The organism is Streptomyces sp. NPDC001714, from assembly GCF_042892755.1.
Classification (GTDB): Bacteria; Actinomycetota; Actinomycetes; order Streptomycetales; family Streptomycetaceae; genus Streptomyces.
In genome coordinates this window covers 385,585-404,169 of sequence record NZ_JBIAUL010000006.1, presented here as the reverse complement: position 1 = coordinate 404,169, position 18,585 = coordinate 385,585, and the positions used below count along the sequence as shown (strand labels likewise).

20 protein-coding genes are annotated in these 18,585 nt (G+C 69.6%); 8 read left to right on the top strand and 12 right to left on the bottom strand.

From position 1 onward, the window contains the following. The first annotated feature begins 97 nt into the window (after positions 1-97). Positions 98-607 carry a hypothetical protein gene (locus ACFY0P_RS18640; RefSeq protein WP_388913700.1) on the top strand — a complete coding sequence of 170 codons (510 nt, stop codon included), beginning with the start codon at positions 98-100 and terminating at the stop codon, positions 605-607. A gap of 276 nt (positions 608-883) precedes the next feature. Here ACFY0P_RS18640 and ACFY0P_RS18635 read toward each other — a convergent pair whose 3' ends face one another. After that, positions 884-1,591 carry a TetR family transcriptional regulator gene (locus tag ACFY0P_RS18635; protein WP_388913697.1) on the bottom strand — a complete coding sequence of 236 codons (708 nt, stop codon included), beginning with the start codon at positions 1,589-1,591 and terminating at the stop codon, positions 884-886. A gap of 92 nt (positions 1,592-1,683) precedes the next feature. Between ACFY0P_RS18635 and ACFY0P_RS18630 the strand changes: the two genes are divergently transcribed. Beyond that, on the top strand, positions 1,684-2,163 hold the full coding sequence (locus ACFY0P_RS18630) for an SRPBCC domain-containing protein (protein ID WP_388913694.1): 480 nt from the start codon (positions 1,684-1,686) through the stop codon (positions 2,161-2,163). A gap of 381 nt (positions 2,164-2,544) precedes the next feature. Here ACFY0P_RS18630 and dapD read toward each other — a convergent pair whose 3' ends face one another. The 3 genes from dapD to ACFY0P_RS18615 all read right to left on the bottom strand — a co-directional run bounded on the left by dapD (position 2,545) and on the right by ACFY0P_RS18615 (position 4,737). Beyond that, on the bottom strand, positions 2,545-3,534 hold the full coding sequence (dapD, locus tag ACFY0P_RS18625; RefSeq protein ID WP_388913691.1) for a 2,3,4,5-tetrahydropyridine-2,6-dicarboxylate N-succinyltransferase: 990 nt from the start codon (positions 3,532-3,534) through the stop codon (positions 2,545-2,547). Between the two features lie 346 nt (positions 3,535-3,880). Continuing rightward, the gene (locus ACFY0P_RS18620; RefSeq protein ID WP_388913688.1) at positions 3,881-4,417 is read right to left on the bottom strand and encodes a TetR/AcrR family transcriptional regulator; all 537 of its coding nucleotides are present in this window, start codon (positions 4,415-4,417) and stop codon (positions 3,881-3,883) included. Next, on the bottom strand, positions 4,417-4,737 hold the full coding sequence (locus tag ACFY0P_RS18615) for a DMT family transporter (RefSeq protein ID WP_388913685.1): 321 nt from the start codon (positions 4,735-4,737) through the stop codon (positions 4,417-4,419). Before ACFY0P_RS18615 ends, ACFY0P_RS18620 begins: the two co-directional genes overlap by 1 nt. A 429-nt stretch (positions 4,738-5,166) precedes the next feature. Between ACFY0P_RS18615 and ACFY0P_RS18610 the strand changes: the two genes are divergently transcribed. Next, positions 5,167-6,039 carry an AbfB domain-containing protein gene (locus ACFY0P_RS18610; RefSeq protein ID WP_388913682.1) on the top strand — a complete coding sequence of 291 codons (873 nt, stop codon included), beginning with the start codon at positions 5,167-5,169 and terminating at the stop codon, positions 6,037-6,039. A gap of 57 nt (positions 6,040-6,096) precedes the next feature. Here the strand turns inward: ACFY0P_RS18610 and ACFY0P_RS18605 are convergent, their stop codons facing one another. Genes ACFY0P_RS18605 through ACFY0P_RS18570 form a run of 8 tightly spaced genes read right to left on the bottom strand, consistent with a single transcriptional unit; the run spans position 6,097 to position 12,652 of the window. Beyond that, positions 6,097-6,429, bottom strand: coding sequence for a metal-sulfur cluster assembly factor (locus ACFY0P_RS18605; RefSeq protein WP_031166063.1), 333 nt, complete (start codon positions 6,427-6,429; stop codon positions 6,097-6,099). After that, positions 6,426-6,893 (bottom strand): Fe-S cluster assembly sulfur transfer protein SufU, encoded by a 468-nt coding sequence (gene sufU, locus ACFY0P_RS18600; RefSeq protein WP_388913678.1) that lies wholly within the window; start codon positions 6,891-6,893, stop codon positions 6,426-6,428. The genes ACFY0P_RS18605 and sufU overlap by 4 nt, the downstream gene beginning before the upstream one ends. Positions 6,894-6,911: 18 nt before the next feature. After that, positions 6,912-8,168 carry a cysteine desulfurase gene (locus tag ACFY0P_RS18595; protein ID WP_388913675.1) on the bottom strand — a complete coding sequence of 419 codons (1,257 nt, stop codon included), beginning with the start codon at positions 8,166-8,168 and terminating at the stop codon, positions 6,912-6,914. Then, a complete protein-coding gene (sufC, locus tag ACFY0P_RS18590) occupies positions 8,165-8,929 on the bottom strand; it encodes a Fe-S cluster assembly ATPase SufC (RefSeq protein WP_351485768.1) in 765 nt (254 codons plus the stop codon). Before sufC ends, ACFY0P_RS18595 begins: the two co-directional genes overlap by 4 nt. Before the next feature lie 7 nt (positions 8,930-8,936). Beyond that, complete coding sequence (locus tag ACFY0P_RS18585; protein ID WP_388913671.1) at positions 8,937-9,263, bottom strand: non-heme iron oxygenase ferredoxin subunit; 327 nt, start codon at positions 9,261-9,263, stop codon at positions 8,937-8,939. After that, complete coding sequence (gene sufD, locus ACFY0P_RS18580; protein ID WP_388913668.1) at positions 9,260-10,444, bottom strand: Fe-S cluster assembly protein SufD; 1,185 nt, start codon at positions 10,442-10,444, stop codon at positions 9,260-9,262. Before sufD ends, ACFY0P_RS18585 begins: the two co-directional genes overlap by 4 nt. Before the next feature lie 55 nt (positions 10,445-10,499). After that, complete coding sequence (sufB, locus tag ACFY0P_RS18575) at positions 10,500-11,921, bottom strand: Fe-S cluster assembly protein SufB (RefSeq protein ID WP_388913665.1); 1,422 nt, start codon at positions 11,919-11,921, stop codon at positions 10,500-10,502. Next, positions 11,918-12,652 (bottom strand): helix-turn-helix transcriptional regulator, encoded by a 735-nt coding sequence (locus ACFY0P_RS18570; RefSeq protein WP_388913662.1) that lies wholly within the window; start codon positions 12,650-12,652, stop codon positions 11,918-11,920. Before ACFY0P_RS18570 ends, sufB begins: the two co-directional genes overlap by 4 nt. A gap of 184 nt (positions 12,653-12,836) precedes the next feature. Here ACFY0P_RS18570 and ACFY0P_RS18565 point away from each other — a divergent pair, with 184 nt between their 5' ends. The 5 genes from ACFY0P_RS18565 (at position 12,837) to ACFY0P_RS18545 (ending at position 18,213) form a co-directional block, all read left to right on the top strand. Continuing rightward, complete coding sequence (locus ACFY0P_RS18565; RefSeq protein WP_388913659.1) at positions 12,837-13,676, top strand: aminoglycoside N(3)-acetyltransferase; 840 nt, start codon at positions 12,837-12,839, stop codon at positions 13,674-13,676. An 11-nt stretch (positions 13,677-13,687) separates the two neighbouring features. Beyond that, entirely contained in the window at positions 13,688-14,611 is a 924-nt protein-coding gene (locus ACFY0P_RS18560; protein ID WP_388913656.1) for an ABC transporter ATP-binding protein, read from the top strand. Further along, positions 14,608-15,390, top strand: coding sequence for an ABC transporter permease (locus ACFY0P_RS18555; protein WP_388913654.1), 783 nt, complete (start codon positions 14,608-14,610; stop codon positions 15,388-15,390). The genes ACFY0P_RS18560 and ACFY0P_RS18555 overlap by 4 nt, the downstream gene beginning before the upstream one ends. A 98-nt stretch (positions 15,391-15,488) precedes the next feature. Beyond that, on the top strand, positions 15,489-17,606 hold the full coding sequence (locus ACFY0P_RS18550) for a glycogen debranching N-terminal domain-containing protein (protein ID WP_388913651.1): 2,118 nt from the start codon (positions 15,489-15,491) through the stop codon (positions 17,604-17,606). Between the two features lie 88 nt (positions 17,607-17,694). Further along, positions 17,695-18,213, top strand: coding sequence for a hypothetical protein (locus tag ACFY0P_RS18545; RefSeq protein ID WP_388913649.1), 519 nt, complete (start codon positions 17,695-17,697; stop codon positions 18,211-18,213). Positions 18,214-18,585: the final 372 nt, after the last annotated feature.

Here is an 18,585-nt window from a genome sequence, read left to right as displayed (position 1 = left end):
GTGTCCCTGCTGACGCTTGCGGAGCGGCGCCACTATGCCTGTCCGGCGCGAAAATATTGAACGGTGCTCGACGCGCGCGCTGCCGTACGTTGGCCCTGTGCGCCCACCCCTGCTGTTCCTGGACGTCGACGGCCCCCTCAACCCGTACGCGGCACAGCCCGAGCGACGCCCCGAGGGCTATACGACGATCCGGGCGACCGTCCGCCCGGGGCGCCCGCTGCGGGTGTGGCTGAACCCGTCCCACGGCCCGGCGCTGCTCGCCCTCGGCTACGAGCTGTGCTGGGCGACCACCTGGATGGCCGAGGCCAACCACTGGATCGGCCCGGTCGTCGGCCTGCCCGAGCTGCCGTACGTCGACTTCGGCCGGGGCCTGCTGGCCGAGCGGCCGGACGGGGTCCACTGGAAGACCGAGGCGATCGTGGCGTACGCCGCGGGGCGGCCGTTCGCCTGGGTGGACGACGAGCAGAGCCCGGCGGACACGCTGTACGTCCGCGCCCACCATCCCGGCCCCGCCCTGCTGCACCACGTGAACCCCCGGGCGGGCCTGCGGGACACCGACTTCACCGCACTGAGGGAATTCCGGGCGTCCCTGCCGTACGACGAGTGAGCGAGGACCTGAACCGACGGCGTCCCGGCACTACTTCTCGGCCTGCCGGGTGATGGCCGCCTCGGTACGGTCCCCCGAGGTCGACGGTTGCACCGGTGTCGGAGAGGAGCCGGACCCCGAGAGGGTCCCTGACCAGGGTGGTTCCGCGCCTGACGTCGCGCGACAGGGCCAGGAACGGAGAGGTCCCAGCCGGTCAGAACAACGGCTCGGCCACTCCTGGTACTCCGGCCGCAATTCGTGATCTTGCCGGAGTCACGCGATCTGCGGCTGAGTACGTCAGCGGGTCGGAGCGGCGCCTTCGAATGAGGTCAGGCCGGCATCGATGAGCCTGGCTGCGCGACGGACGTCGGCGGTCACCGCGTCGTGAATCTGTGTCGCCGTGCGGGCGCCGTCCAGATGCTTCCCAAGGCTCTGGAACTGGATGGACCACAGTCCGAGCAGGGCAGTTGCTGCGATCTGCGGTTCCGGATCGTCCGGGCTGCTGCGGATGCGCCGGGCCAGCGCCTCGGCCGCGACGGCGACGAGCCGGTCGGTCATGTCCCGGTGGTAGGCCCTCAGTGAGGGGGTGGACCTGGTCAGCGCACCGAAGCGCCTGATCATGGCGGCGGCCTGGTCCGGGTCGTCCTGCGCGGCGATCCAGGAGGTCATGGCTCGCAACTCGGCGGAGAGGATCCGCAGCGCCGCCTCGACCGCGGAGTGCTCCGTGTCGGCCAGGCCCGCGCGCAGGGCGGCCATGGTGCTCTCGCCCTGGTCCAGGATGAGCGATTCCTTGGTGGGGAAGTAGTTGAAGACCGTCTTCTCCGAGACTCCGCATGCCTGGGCGATCTCCGATACGCGGACGGCGTCGAACCCGCGCTCCAGGAACATCTCGGTCGCGGTATCGGACAGGCGTTGCCGCAACAGGCGCTTCTTCTGCTCCCGCAGCCCCTCGGCCTCGGGCTCCGCGGTCTGCGGACGCCATGCCGTCCAGTCCACCGTGCTCATGGCGACAGAGTAGTACAGCAGCAGAATATTTACTGCTACTGTAAATATTCAGCGACTGTACATTGTGCTCGCACGATCGCTTCGGGAGCCTCATGAGCGCCATCCACATCGTCCGCGACTACCCGCACTCCCCCACGAAGGTCTGGCACGCGGTCACCGACCCCCGGCTGATACCGCTGTGGACGGCCACCGGGGCCGGGGCACGCCCAGCGGGATTCACCACCACCGTCGGTGCCCGGTTCCAGTTCATCGCCAAGCCCAAGCCCGGCTGGAGCGGCATCGTCGACTGCGTCGTACTGGAGGTGGACAAGCCCCGGCTGCTGCGCTACTCGTGGACCGACCACGGCGGCAGCGAGACCACCGAGGTCGCCTACCGCATCGAACCTCATGGCACAGGAACGCGCTTCACCTACGACCACACGGGCTTCACGGGTGCGGGCGGGCTCGTGATGACCCAGATCCTGGGTCACGTCCGGCGGAAGATGCTGAGCGTCGGCCTGTCCGCCGTGCTGAACGATCTGGACGAGGACGGCGAACTCCGTCCCGGAAGCACTCTCAGGCCCAGGACCTGACTCTCTCATCGAGCAGGCCGTAAGTTGTTCGGCGGTCCTGTTGTCGAACCGCGCAGCGATGGCCGGCACCATGCCGCGGAAGATGTCGTGGCCGTGGCCGCGGTCCGTGAGCTGGGCGGTCATCGATCGCTGCGAACGCCTTCCGCGTCCGCAGTGTCGGCCACTTCATTGAGGTCGCCCCATGGACACATACGGGAATAGCGATGAACGGCCCACCGTGACCGCCTGGTCCGCGCACCGGAGCGTCGTGAATCCTGACTGATCGCATTCCGAGCGAAGCGCTCATGCCGGCCCCGTACACACGGACGAGCGCCCTCCCAGGCCGGCTTGGGGCCATGGAAGGGCGCTCAGCAGCCGGCCGCAGGTCATGGCCGCCACGCGTCAGTTGTGGCTGTGCAGGATCTCGTTCAGGCCGCCCCAGACCGCGTTGTTCGGGCGGGCCTCGACGGCGCCGGAGACCGAGTTGCGGCGGAAGAGGATGTTGGAGGCGCCGTTCAGCTCGCGGGCCTTGACGATCTGGCCGTCGGGCATGGTGACGCGGGTGCCCGCGGTGACGTACAGGCCGGCCTCGACCACGCACTCGTCGCCGAGGGCGATGCCGACGCCCGCCTCGGCGCCGATCAGGCAGCGCTCGCCGATGGCGATGATGACGTTGCCGCCGCCGGACAGCGTGCCCATCGTGGAGGCGCCGCCGCCGATGTCCGAGCCGTCGCCGACCACGACGCCGGCCGAGATGCGGCCCTCGACCATCGAGGTGCCGAGCGTGCCGGCGTTGAAGTTGACGAAGCCCTCGTGCATGACGGTGGTGCCCTCGGAGAGGTGCGCGCCGAGGCGGACCCGGTCGGCGTCGGCGATGCGCACGCCCTTCGGGACGACGTAGTCCGTCATCCGCGGGAACTTGTCGACCGAGGTCACCTGGAGGTGCAGGCCCTCGGCGCGGGCGTTCAGCCGGACCTTCTCGATGTCGTCGACGGCGACCGGGCCGAGGGAGGTCCAGGCGACGTTGGCGAGGAAGCCGAACTGGCCCTCCAGGCTCAGGCCGTGCGGCTTGACCAGGCGGTGCGAGAGCAGGTGCAGACGCAGGTAGACGTCGTGCGCGTCGATCGGCTTCTCGTCGATCGAGGCGATGACCGTACGGACCGCGACGACCTCGACGTTGCGGCGGGGGTCCGGTCCGATCGCCTTGGCCGCGCCCTCGCCGAGGAGTTCCACGGCCTGCTCGGCGGAGAGCGTCTCGGTGCCGGCCGGGCCGGGCTCGGCGACCAGCGCGGGGGCGGGGAACCAGGTGTCGAGAACGGTGCCGTCGGCGGCGATGGTGGCGAGCCCGGCGGCCACGGCGCCGGTGGGACGAAGAGCAGTCGTGTCGGTCATGAGGGCAACCTAACCGGCCGGGGGCCGGGGAGGCGAACCAGCGTACGGGGCGTCTCAGGGGGCGGGCCCCGAAGATGCGCCGGGCGGCCCGCCCGCTCCCGGGAGCGGGCCGCCCGGATCTGGAGGATGGCGTCAGGGGCGCCCGCCGGCCTTGTCCGCCACCGCCGTCGTGAGCAGCTCGCCGGCAGTGCTGTCCTTGCCGTCCAAGACCATGCGAGCCGATGAATCGGTGATCTTCACGCCGGGCAGGAGTGCGAGGGCCCGGTACAGCGAGGCCGACCCGTGGGGCGGCATCGCGCGGTGCCCCGGCGGGCTCGGCGGGGCGGGGAGCGGCGCACGCGTCCGCTCAGGGGATCACGCGTTCCAGCACCTCGCGCGCGTACCCCTCGTCGTACGGCGTCCCCGTCAGCAGGACCTGGAGGCAGATGCCGTCCATCAGGGCGACCAGCGCCCGCGCCGTGACCTGGTCGGTGCGCCGTGCGAGCCGTTCGGCCAGGTCGTCGGCCCACTCGGCGGCGACGGGGCGCAGGGCGGGGCGGCGCAGGGCGGCGAGGTAGAGCTCGTACTCCAGCTCCACGGCGGTGCGGTCACCGCCCAGCCAGTCGCCGAGGATCCGGGCGAGGGCGGTGGCGAGGTCCGCCGCGGAGTCGTCCAGGCCGCCGTGCGCGGCGACCGCCTTGGCGAAGCCCTCGTTCGTCTGGCGCAGCGCGGCGACCATCAGCTCGTCGAGGGTCTTGAAGTGGTACGTCGTGGAGCCGAGCGGGACATCGGCCTCGGCGGCGACGGTGCGATGGCTCAGCCCCGCGAGCCCGTTGTCGCCGACCACGCGGATCGCCGCCTCGATGATCCGCTGCCGGCGGTCGGGGTCGTAACGGCGGGGCATCAGTGCGCACCTCCCAGGTTCAGCACCACCACTCCCGCGATGATCAGCACGATCCCGGCGACCTTGACCGTGCTCAGTCCCTCCCCGAACAGCAGCAGGCCGAGCACGGCGATGGCCGCGGTGCCGACCCCGGACCAGATCGCGTACGCCGTGCCGATCGACACGGACTTCAGCGTCTCGGCCAGGAGCAGGAACGAGACGACGTATCCCAGTGCCGTCAGCAGCGAGGGCCAGAGTCTGCTGAAGCCGTCCGCGTACTTCATCGCCGTCGTGGCGGCGACCTCGGCGGCTATGGCGCCGGCGAGCATCAGGTATCCCATGTGTACGAGTGTACGCAACGTTGTGTACGGCCGTACACAACAGTGCGGCGCCAGGCTCTGCGGGCGGCTGCGGCGGCGCGGACCGGACGGTGCGCGCAGGGCGGTGCGGCTCGACCGGCCGTCGGTCACAGGCCTGCCCAAGCAGGTGCGGGGCAGACCGAGTTGAAGCTCGGACCCGGTTCACGGAAACGGGTTTCCCCGCGGCCGGCACCCCCGCGGTCGGACGCGCGCCATTGGTACTGTCGCTTCCGCTCCCGCACACCACTCGGGGATGTTTAATCTTCACAGAAACCGCTAGCTGAAACGGCTCCCCGCAGCCCCGTAACTCCACTAGTGTGTGCACCTCTGTGATCCACCATTGCTTCACGCTTCACTCACTCCACCCTCACATCCCCGGCCGCTGCCTTGGCGCCGCTGGAGGAAACGCGCATGCCTGAAACCACCCCCCAACCCCCGCCGCATCCCCCCTGGGAGAACGGCTGGGTCCCCGACACCTCCCGGGCTCCCGGAACCCGAAGACTCTGGCTGGCCGGCACGCTGGCCATAGCCACCGTCGTCGCCTGCGTCACGGCGATAGCCGTCAGCCACAGCACCGCTGACAATGCGTCATCGAACCCGACGGCGTCCGCGAACACCGACAAGGGCCCCGGGCTGCTCTCCTTCGCCTCGCCGTCGGCGCCGGGCACGACCGCTCCCCCGAAGGGCACGTCGGGAATGTCGGCGACCTCGCCGTCCGCGTCCACGTCCGCCACGGCGACGGCCACCTCGCCCGGCACCGGCCCGAAGAGCTCGCCGTCCAGCGCGAAGCCCTCCAAGTCCACGCCGTCCAAGGGAAGTTCCGGCGGCTCGGGCGGCTCGGGCGGCTCGGGGCAGCAGCCCAGCAGCTCCGGGGAGTCGGTCCGCTCGGTCAACTACCCGGACCGCTACTGGCACGTGAGCGGCAGTTACGTGTATCTCGACCAGCCCCGCGGCTCCGAGTCCCGCGAGGACTCGACCTTCGAACTGGTCAAGGGCCTGGCGAACGCCTCCTGTTACTCCTTTGCCACGCACGACGGGCTGTACCTGCGCCACCAGAACTTCGTGCTGCGCGCCGAGAGAAACGACGGCAGCGGCCTCTTCCAGCAGGACGCCACCTTCTGCCCGCAGAAGTCGCCGTACTCGGACGACGTGCTGTTCCAGTCGGTGAACTACCCCAACTACGCCCTGCGGCACAAGAATTTCCAGCTGCGCCTGGACCCGTACGGCTACAACACGACCAACCGCCAGGACTTCTTCTTCGACCTCGTGGACGGGCTGAGCTGAGACATGGAGAAGCGGCGGCACCCCAGGCAGGGTGCCGCCGCTTTCGTATGCCGGGTCTCAGACGTTGAACCCGAGCGCCCGCAGCTGCTCACGGCCGTCGTCGGTGATCTTGTCGGGGCCCCACGGGGGCATCCAGACCCAGTTGATGCGCAGCTCGTTGACGAGGCCGTCCGTGGCGGACTTGGCCTGGTCCTCGATGACGTCAGTCAGCGGGCAGGCCGCCGAGGTCAGGGTCATGTCGATCGTCGCGATGTTCGCGTCGTCGATGTGGATGCCGTAGATCAGCCCGAGATTGACCACGTCGATGCCCAGCTCGGGGTCGACGACGTCGTACAGCGCCTCGCGGAGTTCCTCCTCCGAGGCCGGCTTCATCTCAGCGGTCTCGCTCATGCCGTCTTCCTTTCGGCTTCGGCGCCACCCAGCACCTGGGCCGTCGCGTCCTTCCACGCCATCCAGCTCAGGAGGGCGCACTTGACCCGGGCCGGGTACTTGGAGACTCCGGCGAACGCGACCGCGTCCTCCAGGACCTCCTCCATCGCGTCGTCGGGCTCGATCCGGCCCTTGGACTGCATGAGCTCCAGGAAGGTCTCCTGGATCTTCCGCGCGTCCGCCAGGTCCTTGCCGACCAGCAGGTCGTTCAGTACGGAGGCCGAGGCCTGGCTGATGGAGCAGCCCTGGCCCTCGTACGAGACGTCCTCGATCGTCGTGCCGTCGTACTTCACTCGGAGGGTGATCTCGTCGCCGCACGTCGGGTTCACATGGTGTACCTCGGCGTCGCCATCCCTGAGACCACGCCCGTGCGGGTGCTTGTAGTGGTCCAGGATGACTTCCTGGTACATCGAGTCCAGCTTCACGGTCTCAGCTCACGCCCTTCAGCCGAAGAAGTTCCGTACATGCTCCAGGCCCTCGACCAGAGCGTCGATCTCGGCCGGAGTGGAGTACAGATAGAACGACGCTCGCGTGGTCGCAGGAATTCCGTAGCGCAGGCAGACGGGGCGGGCGCAGTGGTGGCCGACGCGGACCGCGATGCCCTGCTCGTCGAGGACCTGGCCCACGTCGTGCGGGTGGATGTCCCCGAGGGTGAAGGAGATCGCGGCGCCCCGGTCCTCGGCCGTGGTGGGGCCGATGATCTTCAGGTCCGGGACCTGCTGGAGGCGCTGGACCGCGTACTCCGTCAGCGCGTGCTCATGGGCGAGGATCTTGTCCATGCCGATGGCGTTGAGGTAGTCGATGGCCGCGCCGAGGCCGACCGCCTGGGCGACCGGCGGGGTGCCCGCCTCGAACTTGTGGGGCGCCGGGGCGTACGTCGACGAGTGCATCGACACGGTCTCGATCATCTCGCCGCCGCCGAGGAACGGCGGCAGGTCCTCGAGGAGCTCCTGACGGCCCCAGAGGACGCCGATGCCGGTCGGCCCGCACATCTTGTGGCCGGTGAAGGCCACGAAGTCGGCCTGGAGGGCCTGCACGTCCAGCGGCATGTGGGGCGCGGCCTGGGAGGCGTCGATGCAGACGAGGGCGCCGACCTCCTGGGCGCGGCGCACTATCGCCTCGACCGGGTTGACCGTGCCCAGGATGTTGGAGACCAGCACGAAGGAGACGATCTTCGTCTTCTCGGTGATGACCTCGTCGATGTTGGACAGGTCGAGGCGGCCGTCGTCGGTGAGGCCGAACCACTTCAGCTTCGCGCCGGTGCGCTGTGCGAGGAGCTGCCACGGCACGATGTTGGAGTGGTGCTCCATCTCCGTGATGACGATCTCGGTCTCGTGGTCCACCCGGTAGGGCTCGTCGGCCCAGCCCAGCATGTTCGCCACGAGGTTCAGCGACTCGGAGGCGTTCTTGGTGAAGATCACCTCGTCGCGGCTGGGCGCGTTGATGAACTCCGCGACCTTGTCGCGCGCGCCCTCGTACATCGCCGTGGCCTCCTCGGCGAGCACATGCACACCGCGGTGGACGTTGGCGTTGTGGCGCTCGTAGTACTCGCTGAGGACGTCCAGTACCTGGCGCGGCTTCTGGCTGGTAGCCGCGTTGTCCAGGTACACGAGCTTCTTGCCGTCGTGGACCAGACGGTCCAGGACGGGGAAGTCCTTGCGGATCGCCTCGGTGTCGAGGAGGCCCGGCAACTGTGTCACGCGGATACGCCACCCTTCGTGTATGCCTCGTAGCCCTCGTCCTCCAGCTTGTCGGCGAGCTCGGCACCGCCGGACTCGACGATCCGGCCACCGGAGAAGACGTGGACGAAGTCGGGCTTGATGTAGCGCAGGATGCGCGTGTAGTGCGTGATCAGCAGGGTGCCGACCTCGCCGGTCTCACGGACGCGGTTGACACCCTCGGAGACGATGCGGAGGGCGTCGACGTCGAGACCGGAGTCGGTCTCGTCGAGGATCGCGATCTTCGGCTTGAGCAGTTCGAGCTGGAGGATCTCGTGGCGCTTCTTCTCGCCGCCGGAGAAGCCCTCGTTGACGTTGCGCTCGGCGAAGGAGGGGTCCATGGAGAGGCGCTCCATGGTCTCCTTGACCTCCTTCACCCAGGTGCGCAGCTTGGGGGCCTCGCCACGGATGGCGGTGGCGGAGGTGCGCAGGAAGTTGGAGACCGAGACACCGGGGACCTCGACCGGGTACTGCATCGCCAGGAACAGGCCCGCGCGGGCGCGCTCGTCGACGGACATCTCCAGGACGTCCTCGCCGTCGAGCAGCACGGTGCCGCCGGTGATCGTGTACTTCGGGTGACCCGCGAGGGAGTAGGCGAGGGTCGACTTGCCGGAGCCGTTGGGGCCCATGATGGCGTGCGTCTCGCCCTGCTTCACGGTGAGGTCGACGCCCTTGAGGATCTCCTTCGTGGCGTTGTCGGCCTCGACGGTGACGTGCAGGTCTCGGATTTCAAGCGTTGCCATGGGTGCCTCAGGACTCCTGGGTGAGGGAGACGAGCACGTCGTCCCCTTCGATCTTTACGGGGTATACGGGGACGGGGCGCGTGGCCGGGAGGCCGGACGGCTTGCCGGTGCGCAGGTCGAAGCTGGAGCCGTGCAGCCAGCACTCGATCTGGCAGTCCTCCACCTCGCCCTCGGAGAGCGAGACGTTGGCGTGGGAGCAGATGTCGTAGATGGCGAACACCTCTCCCTCGGTCCGGACGACCGAGACCGGCGTGCCGTCGAGTTCCACCCGCTTCGGGGTGTCCTCCTCCAGCTCGCTCAGCCCGCAGGCGCGTACGTACGCAGTCGACGTCATGCGACCGAGGCCTCCAGCTCCTCCTCGATCTTGGCGAGCAGGCGCTCCTCGATGTCGGCGACACCGATCTGCTGGACCAGCTCGGCGAAGAAGCCGCGGACCACCAGGCGGCGGGCCTCGTGCTCCGGGATGCCGCGGGCCATCAGGTAGAAGAGCTGCTCGTCGTCGAAGCGGCCGGTGGCGGAGGCGTGCCCGGCGCCGACGATCTCACCGGTCTCGATCTCCAGGTTCGGCACCGAGTCGACCCGCGCGCCGTCCGTGAGGACCAGGTTGCGGTTCATCTCGTAGGTGTCGGTGCCCTCGGCCTTGGCCTCGATGAGGACGTCACCGATCCACACCGCGTGCGCGTCGTCGCCCTGGAGCGCGCCCTTGTAGGCGACGTTGGACTTGCAGTGCGGGGTGTTGTGGTCGACCAGCAGGCGGTGCTCCTGGTGCTGCCCGGCGTCGGTGAAGTACAGGCCGTACAGCTCGGCCTCGCCGCCGGTGCCGGCGTAGGCGACGCGCGGGTGCAGCCGTACGACGTCGCCGCCGAAGGTGACGACCACGGACTTGAAGCTGGCGTCCCGGCCGACCAGGGCGTTGTGCTGGGCCACGTGGACGGCCTTGTCGTCCCAGTCCTGGACGGAGACGACGGTGAGCTTGGCGCCGTCGCCGAGGACGTACTCGACGTTGGCGGCGGTGACCACGTCACCGGTGTGGTCGATGACGACGACGGCCTCGGCGAAGGCGCCCAGCTCGACGACCTGGTGGCCGTAGGCGACCCCGCCCTGGCCGTGCACGCTCATCCGGATCGGCTCGGTGAGCACCGTCTCCTTGGGGACGGTGACCACGCCGGCCTGCTCGAAGGCGGAGTACGCCTGGGCGGCGACCCGGTCCACCGGGGTGCCGGCCCGGCCGAGCCGGGGGTCGTCGCGGCCGACCAGCTCGACGGTGACGCCCTCGGGGGCCTCCACCGTGACCTTCAGGCTGTCGCCGGTGGCGACCGCCGTGCCGTCGTGCAGCCCGCGCAGGCGCTCCAGCGGGGTGAACCGCCACTCCTCCTCGCGGCCGTGCGGGACCGGGAAGTCCGCGACGTCGAAGGAGGGGGGCGCGCTCATGCGCGTGGCGACGGTCGACTCGGCGGCCACCGCGATGGCGCCGGCGGTGGTGGAGCCCACCGGGGTGTTCTGAGCCTCAGCCATGGCTGTCGGTCTGCTCGCTTTCTTACGTGAGGGGCGTGACGGTGACGGCGGTCGCTTAGCCGACCGCGCCTTCCATCTGGAGCTCGATCAGCCGGTTGAGTTCGAGGGCGTACTCCATGGGCAGTTCCTTGGCGATCGGCTCGACGAAGCCGCGCACGATCATCGCCATCGCCTCGAACTCGGAGAGACCGCGGCTCATCAGGTAGAAGAGCTGGTCCTCGGAGACCTTGGAGACGGTCGCCTCGTGGCCCATGGACACGTCGTCCTCGCGGACGTCCACGTAGGGGTACGTGTCGGAACGGGAGATCGTGTCGACGAGCAGCGCGTCGCACAGCACGTTCGACTTGGATCCGGCGGCGCCCTCGCCGATCTCGACGAGACCGCGGTAGGACGTACGGCCGCCACCACGCGCCACGGACTTCGACACGATGTTGGACGACGTGTTCGGCGCCATGTGGACCATCTTGGAACCGGCGTCCTGGTGCTGGCCCTCGCCCGCGAAGGCGATGGAGAGGGTCTCGCCCTTGGCGTGCTCGCCCATCAGGTAGACGGCCGGGTACTTCATCGTCACCTTGGAGCCGATGTTGCCGTCGATCCACTCCATGGTGGCGCCCTCGTAGGCGACGGCGCGCTTGGTGACCAGGTTGTAGACGTTGTTCGACCAGTTCTGGATGGTCGTGTAGCGGCAGCGGGCGTTCTTCTTGACGATGATCTCGACGACCGCGGAGTGCAGCGAGTCCGACTTGTAGATCGGGGCCGTACAACCCTCGACGTAGTGCACGTAGGCACCCTCGTCGACGATGATCAGGGTCCGCTCGAACTGGCCCATGTTCTCCGTGTTGATACGGAAGTAGGCCTGGAGCGGGATCTCCACGTGGACGCCCGGCGGGACGTAGATGAAGGAGCCGCCCGACCACACGGCGGTGTTCAGCGAGGCGAACTTGTTGTCACCGACCGGGATGACCGTGCCGAAGTACTCCTTGAAGAGGTCCGGGTGCTCCTTCAGCGCGGTGTCGGTGTCCAGGAAGATGACGCCCTGCTCCTCCAGGTCCTCGCGGATCTGGTGGTAGACGACCTCCGACTCGTACTGGGCGGCGACACCGGCGACCAGGCGCTGCTTCTCCGCCTCCGGGATGCCCAGCTTGTCGTAGGTGTTCTTGATGTCCTCGGGCAGGTCCTCCCAGGACTCCGCCTGCTTCTCCGTGGAGCGCACGAAGTACTTGATGTTGTCGAAGTCGATGCCGGAGAGGTCCGAGCCCCAGTTCGGCATGGGCTTCTTCTCGAAGAGGCGCAGGCCCTTGAGGCGGAGCTTGGTCATCCACTCCGGCTCGGACTTCTTCGCCGAGATGTCCCGGACCACGTCCTCGTTGAGACCACGCTTCGCGGAGGCGCCGGCCTCGTCGGAGTCGGCCCAGCCGTATTCGTACTTGCCCAGGCCCTCGAGCTCAGGGTGGGCAGTCTCCGTGGGGAGAGTCATGCGGGGTTCCTCCCGGCCGTGCTAGCAGATGCGTCAGTGGAAATCTTGGGGATGAACGTCGTGCAGACGCCGTCGCCGTGCGCGATGGTCGCCAGTCGCTGGACGTGCGTTCCGAGCAGCTCGGCGAAGATCTCCGTCTCCGCCTCGCACAGCTGGGGGAACTGCTCCGCGACATGGGCGACCGGGCAGTGGTGCTGGCACAGCTGTTCGCCGACCGGTGCGGTGCGCGCCGTTGCAGCGTACCCGTCCAGACTCAGGGCCTTGGCCAGCGCTTCCGTGCGCTCGTCGGGGCTCACGCTCTCGATCGCCTTGCGGTAGGCGCTCGCCTGGGCCGTGATCCGGGCCCGCGCGAAGGCGGCGACCGCCTCCTGGCCACCCCCCTGCTCGGCGATCCAGCGCAGCGCGTCGGCGGCGAGTTTGTCGTACGACTGGTCGAAGGCGTCCCGGCCGCAGTCGGTGAGCGCGAAGACCTTGGCGGGCCGGCCACGCGTCCGCGCGCCGTACACCCGCTGCTCGCGCGCCTCCACGACGTCGTCGGCGACCAGGGCGTCCAGATGCCGGCGTACGGCGGCGGGGGTCAGGCCCAGGCGGCCGGCCAGCTCGGTGACGGTCGACGGGCCGTGGTCCAGGATCGACCGCGCGACCCGGTTGCGCGTCGAGCGCTCACCGGTCGCTAGCTCCTCCTGCTGGGTCCCCATGGGGGTCTCCCGAGCCTCGCCGACGTTTTTCACAACGCCATTGTTGCGTAATTCCTCAGAGCCAGGCAAGCGGCGTCCGAGCGAACGGACGGTGCCCTGCATCACTTAGGCATGCCTAACCTGCCACCTGCCCTGACCTGCGGAAACGATCTTTGATCGATCATCCGTCGACTAATGGGGTGGCGTTCCACCGCCCCCTCGGGAACACTCGCGAACCATGCCCACACCGCCCCCGACCGGCCCTCTTGTCACCCGGGACACCCTCGCGCAGCAGCTTGGCCTGCTGGGTGTCGAGCCCGGCGAGACCCTCCTCGCACACACCTCGCTCAGCTCCCTCGGATGGGTGAACGGCGGAGCCGTGGCGGTCGTCCAGGCACTCCTCGACGCCCTCGGTTCGGACGGCACCCTGGTGGTCCCCACCCAGACGGGCGACCTCTCGGACCCCGCGGTGTGGGGAAATCCGCCGGTGCCCGAGGAGTGGTGGGAGACGATCCGGGCCACCATGCCGCCGTACGACCCCCGGACCACCCCGGCGCGCGGGGTGGGCGTGATCCCCGAGACCGTGCGGAACTGGCCCGGCGCGCTGCGCAGCGCCCACCCTCAGACCTCCTTCGCGGCCGTCGGCCCCCGCGCGGCGGAGATCCTGGACGGCCACGCCCCCGACTGCCGGCTCGGCGAGCAGAGCCCGCTGGCCCGCCTTGAGAAGCTGCACGCGCGCGTGCTCATGCTCGGCACCGGCTACGCCACCTGCACCAGCTTCCATCTCGCCGAGTACCGGATCCCCTCCCCGCGCGTCCGGGTCGGCCGCCCCGCCCCCGGCGGCGGCTGGGAGGAGGTCACCGAGGTGTCGATCACCTCCGACCGCTTCGACGAACTCGGCTACGACTTCGAACGCGACCGCCCGGTGGTCGTCCGCGGCCGGGTCGGGGCGGCCGAGGCCCGGCTCTTCCCGGTGGCGGAAGCCGTGGCCTACGCCGAACGCTGGCTGGCCGTGCACCGACCCCGTGAGGAGGAGATCCGGCCACCCGGCCGTCCGGGTGACGGCAGGCGTCCTTAGACTCTGTCTCCATGCGAAGTGAGCCGGTGGTCCAGGTGCGGGACCTGGTGAAGCGGTACGGCACCAAGACCGCCGTGAACGGACTCGATCTGACCGCCGAGGCGGGCGTCACCGCCGTACTCGGCCCCAACGGGGCGGGCAAGACGACCACGATCGAGACCTGCGAGGGGTACCGGAGGCCGGATTCCGGCACGGTACGCGTCCTGGGTCTCGATCCCGTACGGCAGTCCGCCGAGCTGCGCCCCAGAGTCGGCGTGATGCTCCAGTCCGGGGGCGTCTACTCGGGCGCCCGCGCCGACGAAATGCTGCGGCACGTGGCGAAGCTGCACGCGCATCCGCTGGACGTGGACGCGCTGATGGAGCGGTTGGGCCTCGGCGGCTGCGGCCGGACGTCGTACCGCCGGCTGTCCGGCGGCCAGCAGCAGCGCCTCGCGCTCGCCATGGCCGTGGTCGGACGCCCGGAACTGGTCTTCCTCGACGAGCCGACGGCCGGCCTCGACCCGCAGGCCCGCCACGCCACCTGGGACCTCGTCCGGGACCTGCGCACCGACGGGGTCTCGGTCATCCTCACCACCCATTACATGGAGGAGGCCGAGCAGCTCGCCGACGACGTCGCCATCATCGACGCCGGCCGGGTGATCGCCAGGGGCACCCCCGAGGAACTGTGCAAGGGCGGCGCCGAGAACACCCTGCGGTTCACCGGCCGCCCCGGCCTCGACGTCGGCTCACTCCTCAAGGCACTGCCGGCCGACTCCACGGCCGCCGAGCTGACCCCGGGCTCCTACCGGGTGGTCGGCAAGGTCAACCCGCAGCTGCTGGCCACGGTGACCTCGTGGTGCGCCCAGCACGGCGTGATGCCCGACCGCATCTCGGTCGAACGCCACACGCTGGAGGACGTCTTCCTGGAGCTCACGGGCAAGGAGCTGCGCTCATGACCACCACGACCGATACCGGCACCGGCACCTTCACCCCCCGGCCGGGTGCCGCCCCGCTCCCCCGCATGATCGCGGCGCAGGCGGCGCTGGAGACGAGAATGCTGCTCCGCAACGGCGAGCAGCTCCTGCTGACGGTGGTGATCCCCACACTCCTCCTCGTGCTCTTCAGCTCGGTGGACGTCGTCGACACGGGATCCGGCAAGGCGGTCGACTTCCTGACCCCTGGCATCCTCGCCCTCGCCGTCATGTCCACGGCCTTCACCGGCCAGGCCATCGCGACCGGCTTCGAGCGGCGCTACGGGGTCCTGAAGCGCCTCGCCTCCTCCCCGCTGCCCCGCTGGGCCCTGATGACCGCCAAGACCGCGTCGGTCCTGGTCACCGAGATCCTCCAGGTGATCCTCCTGACGGCGATCGCCTTCGCCCTCGGCTGGTCCCCGCACGGCAACCCGCTCGCCGTCCTGCTCCTCCTGGTCCTCGGCACGGCCGCCTTCTCCGGCCTCGGCCTGCTGATGGCGGGCACGTTGAAGGCGGAGGCGACCCTGGCGGCCGCCAACCTCGTCTTCCTGCTGCTGCTCGTGGGCGGCGGCGTCATCGTCCCCCTGGACAAGTTCGGCGGCGCCCAGTCCGTCCTCGGCCTCCTGCCGATCTCCGCGCTGTCGGACGGCCTGCGGGACGTGCTGCAGCACGGGGCGGGCACGCCCTGGAGGGACCTGGGGATCCTCGCCGTCTGGGCAGTGGTGGGGCTGGGGGCGGCGGGGAGGTTCTTCCGCTGGGAGTGAGGGGGAATGACGCGGTCCGGTCTTGCGGGGTGCGACGGGTGACGCCCTCGTGTCTCCCGCGCGAATGAGAGGCACACGCAGCGGGAAGACCCCCACCCGTGTTCGATTCCGCGGACTCACCGGCACCAAGATCACTGCAGCCGCTGCTGCACGACGTCGTCATCTGTGTCGACGCCCCGGCCTTCGCCGCCTCACCGCGCGACGGACAATTGCGCGGCGCACACGTCCAGGGCTTCTACGACCATGACCGGCGTCTGTTGCACACGCTGTGCCTGCTCCTCAACGACCGGGAGCCCGAGCCCATCGGTGTCCAGTCGCTCAGCCCGCATCAGGTGCGGTTCACCGCGGTCCTTCGCGACCCGGGAGACCGTACGGACGATCCGACGATGATCGTCGAGCGGGTGCGCACCGCGGGCATGGGCGAGACTATCTCGCTGCGCAACGTCGGCACCCGCGAGCGCCGGCTGCGGGTGGAACTGGCCGCGGCCACCGACCTGGCCGACATCGCCGACGTGAAGCGGGGCCTCCGCCGGGCGCCCGTGCCGTGTACCGGGTCGCGCGGCGGGGTGGGACTGGAATGGCGCTCCGCCTCCGGGCACGCGGAACTCCGTACCACCCCGTCCGTGACCGGCCCCGCGGTCGCCGACGGCCCCGAGGGCGGCACCCTCACCTGGTCGCCGGTGGTCCTGAGACCGGGCGACTCGTGGCAGGTCACGGTCACCGTCGCGGGCCGTGCGGTTCCCGAGCCGCCGGGACACCCGATACGCCCGGGTGACCCCACCCCGTGGAGCGAGCCGTTTGTCGAGACCGACGACCGGCGGCTACGGGATCTGGTCTCCTGGGGCCTGCGAGACCTCGACGCGCTGCGGCTCGCGGACCCGCTGGGCGGTACCGACGGCGGCGCCGAGGACCAGTTCATCGCGGCGGGCTGCCCCTGGTACCTCACCCTGTTCGGCCGGGACTCGCTCTGGTCGGCACGGATGCTGCTGCCGCTCGGCACCGACCTGGCCCGTGGCACCCTGTGGGCACTGGCCCGCCGTCAGGGCAAGGAGCACGACGTCTTCCGGGAGGAGGCACCCGGACGCATCCTCCACGAACTGCGCCCCGCCACGGCCCTGCACGGCAACGGCATGCTGCTCCCCTCCCACTACTACGGCTCGGTCGACGCCACCCCGCTGTTCGTGACACTGCTGGTGGAGGCCTGGCACTGGGGGCTGCCGGACGCCGAGGTCGACGCGCTGCTGCCGTATGCGGAACGTGCCATGCGCTGGGTCCTGGAACGCACCGGCGAGGACACCGACGGCCTGCTCCGATACAACCCACCCCGCCCCAATGGGCTGCGTCATCAGTCGTGGAAGGACAGCGAGGACGCGGTACGGGACGCCGAGGGCCGCCACATAGAGCCGCCGTTGGCGCTCTGCGAGGTGCAGGGGTACGCGTACGAAGCGGCGAACGGCCTGGCCGAACTACTCCAGCACCGCAACCGGCCCGACGAGGCCCAACAGCTCCTGAACTGGGCCACCGCCCTGAAGAAGCGTTTCGCCGACCTGTTCTGGCTGCCGTCCGCCGACGGGCCGGCCACCCGCTACGTCGCCATCGCGGTGGGCCACGGCCCCACCCCCGTCAGCGGTCCCGCCTCGAACATGGGACAGCTGCTGTCGACGGGAATCCTGGACGAGGACGGCTGCCGTGACGTCGCCGCCTGGCTGGCCCACCCTCAGTTCAACTCCGGGTGGGGCCTACGCAGCCGGTCGGCCGCCGTGCCCGGCTTCAATCCTCTCAGTTATCACGGCGGTTCGGTGTGGACGCACGACACGGCGATCGCGGTGGGTGGGCTGTGCGCAACGGGACACCACCGGGAGGCACAGGCCCTGCTGCACGGACTGCTCGACGCCGCGACCCACTTCGGGTACCGGATGCCGGAGCTGTACGCGGGCGACGCCCGCAGCAACGGCTCCCCCGCGCCGCTGGCCTACCCTGCGGCCTGTCGTCCGTCGGGCTGGTCGGCGGCATCGGGAGTGGCGGTCCTGGCCGCGCTGCTGGGGCTGCGGCCCGATGCCGCCCGCAGGACTCTGGCGACGAGACCCGCGATGCGCGTGCCGATCAAGGTACGTGGTCTGGTGCTTGACGGCCGACCGCTCTCGGTCGAGGTCACGGAAGACGGCGACTGTGCGGTCACCGAATTGCCCGAGGAGTGGCGGTACATGGGGAGCTGAGGAACGTCGCTCAGTACGAGTCGGTACTCGGTGAGCGGACACCACGCCGGGACCGAGTGATCCGGCTCTCCCTGGGCAGAGACGCACCATGGCAAATGTCTCCTGGCCCGCATTCCAACGTCTGTTCGCATGCGATCGTGCTGGCATCCGAGTAGCCCTGGACTGGGAGCGGTTGGCGGCTCTTCACCGTCAGGGACTCGTCACGATCGTGCACGAAGACGCCACGCTGGACAGGCTGCCACCGACGCACGAGTACTACACCCCCTGGTATGCCGACGGGACAGGGCGGCCCACCGACTACCGCGCCCCTGACGCACATCCGCTACGCGCCGCCGACCTCGCACACAACGGCCGGGCTCTGTCCCCTGCACAGCACGGGCAGGTGACGCACTTTGAGCGTGTACTACCTCGATCTGGTTGCAGGCTCTTACTCCCCGTCATCGACCTCGGCGGCGACCGTCGGCTGGTGCTGGACGGCAACCACCGGCTCGTCGCCCTGTTACGCCATGTGGCCGTAGGCGGCTCGTTCCGGATCGCGGAGTACCGGATCGTGGCACCCCTGGATCCCCACCTCCTTCCTGATCTTGGCCATTGGATGGCAAACTGAGCCGATCCGGAGCAAGTCGCTTGCGACTCAGGGATGTTGGGGGAAGGTGTGGGGGATCCCACCATGGCATCGGCCACCTTACGCACCAGACTGTGGGGACGTTACGGGGCGTGGTTGATCGGGGCGTTCACCGCGTTGGGTAGTTATGCCCCGGCCGTCGCGGCAATCCCGGGCACCGGCTGGTGGCGATACCCTGCCGCTGGCGCCGGGGCCGTAGCGGCGGCCAGTGTCGTGATCACTGCCTGGCCACGCCCTAGTCCTGCGCCACCCGACCCGCCCCCCGTTCTCCCACCGCCCCGGGCGCGAGTGGCAGTCCGCTACACACCTGGAGACGCCACCTGGGCAAAGTGGCTGGCCGACCTCCTTAAACGC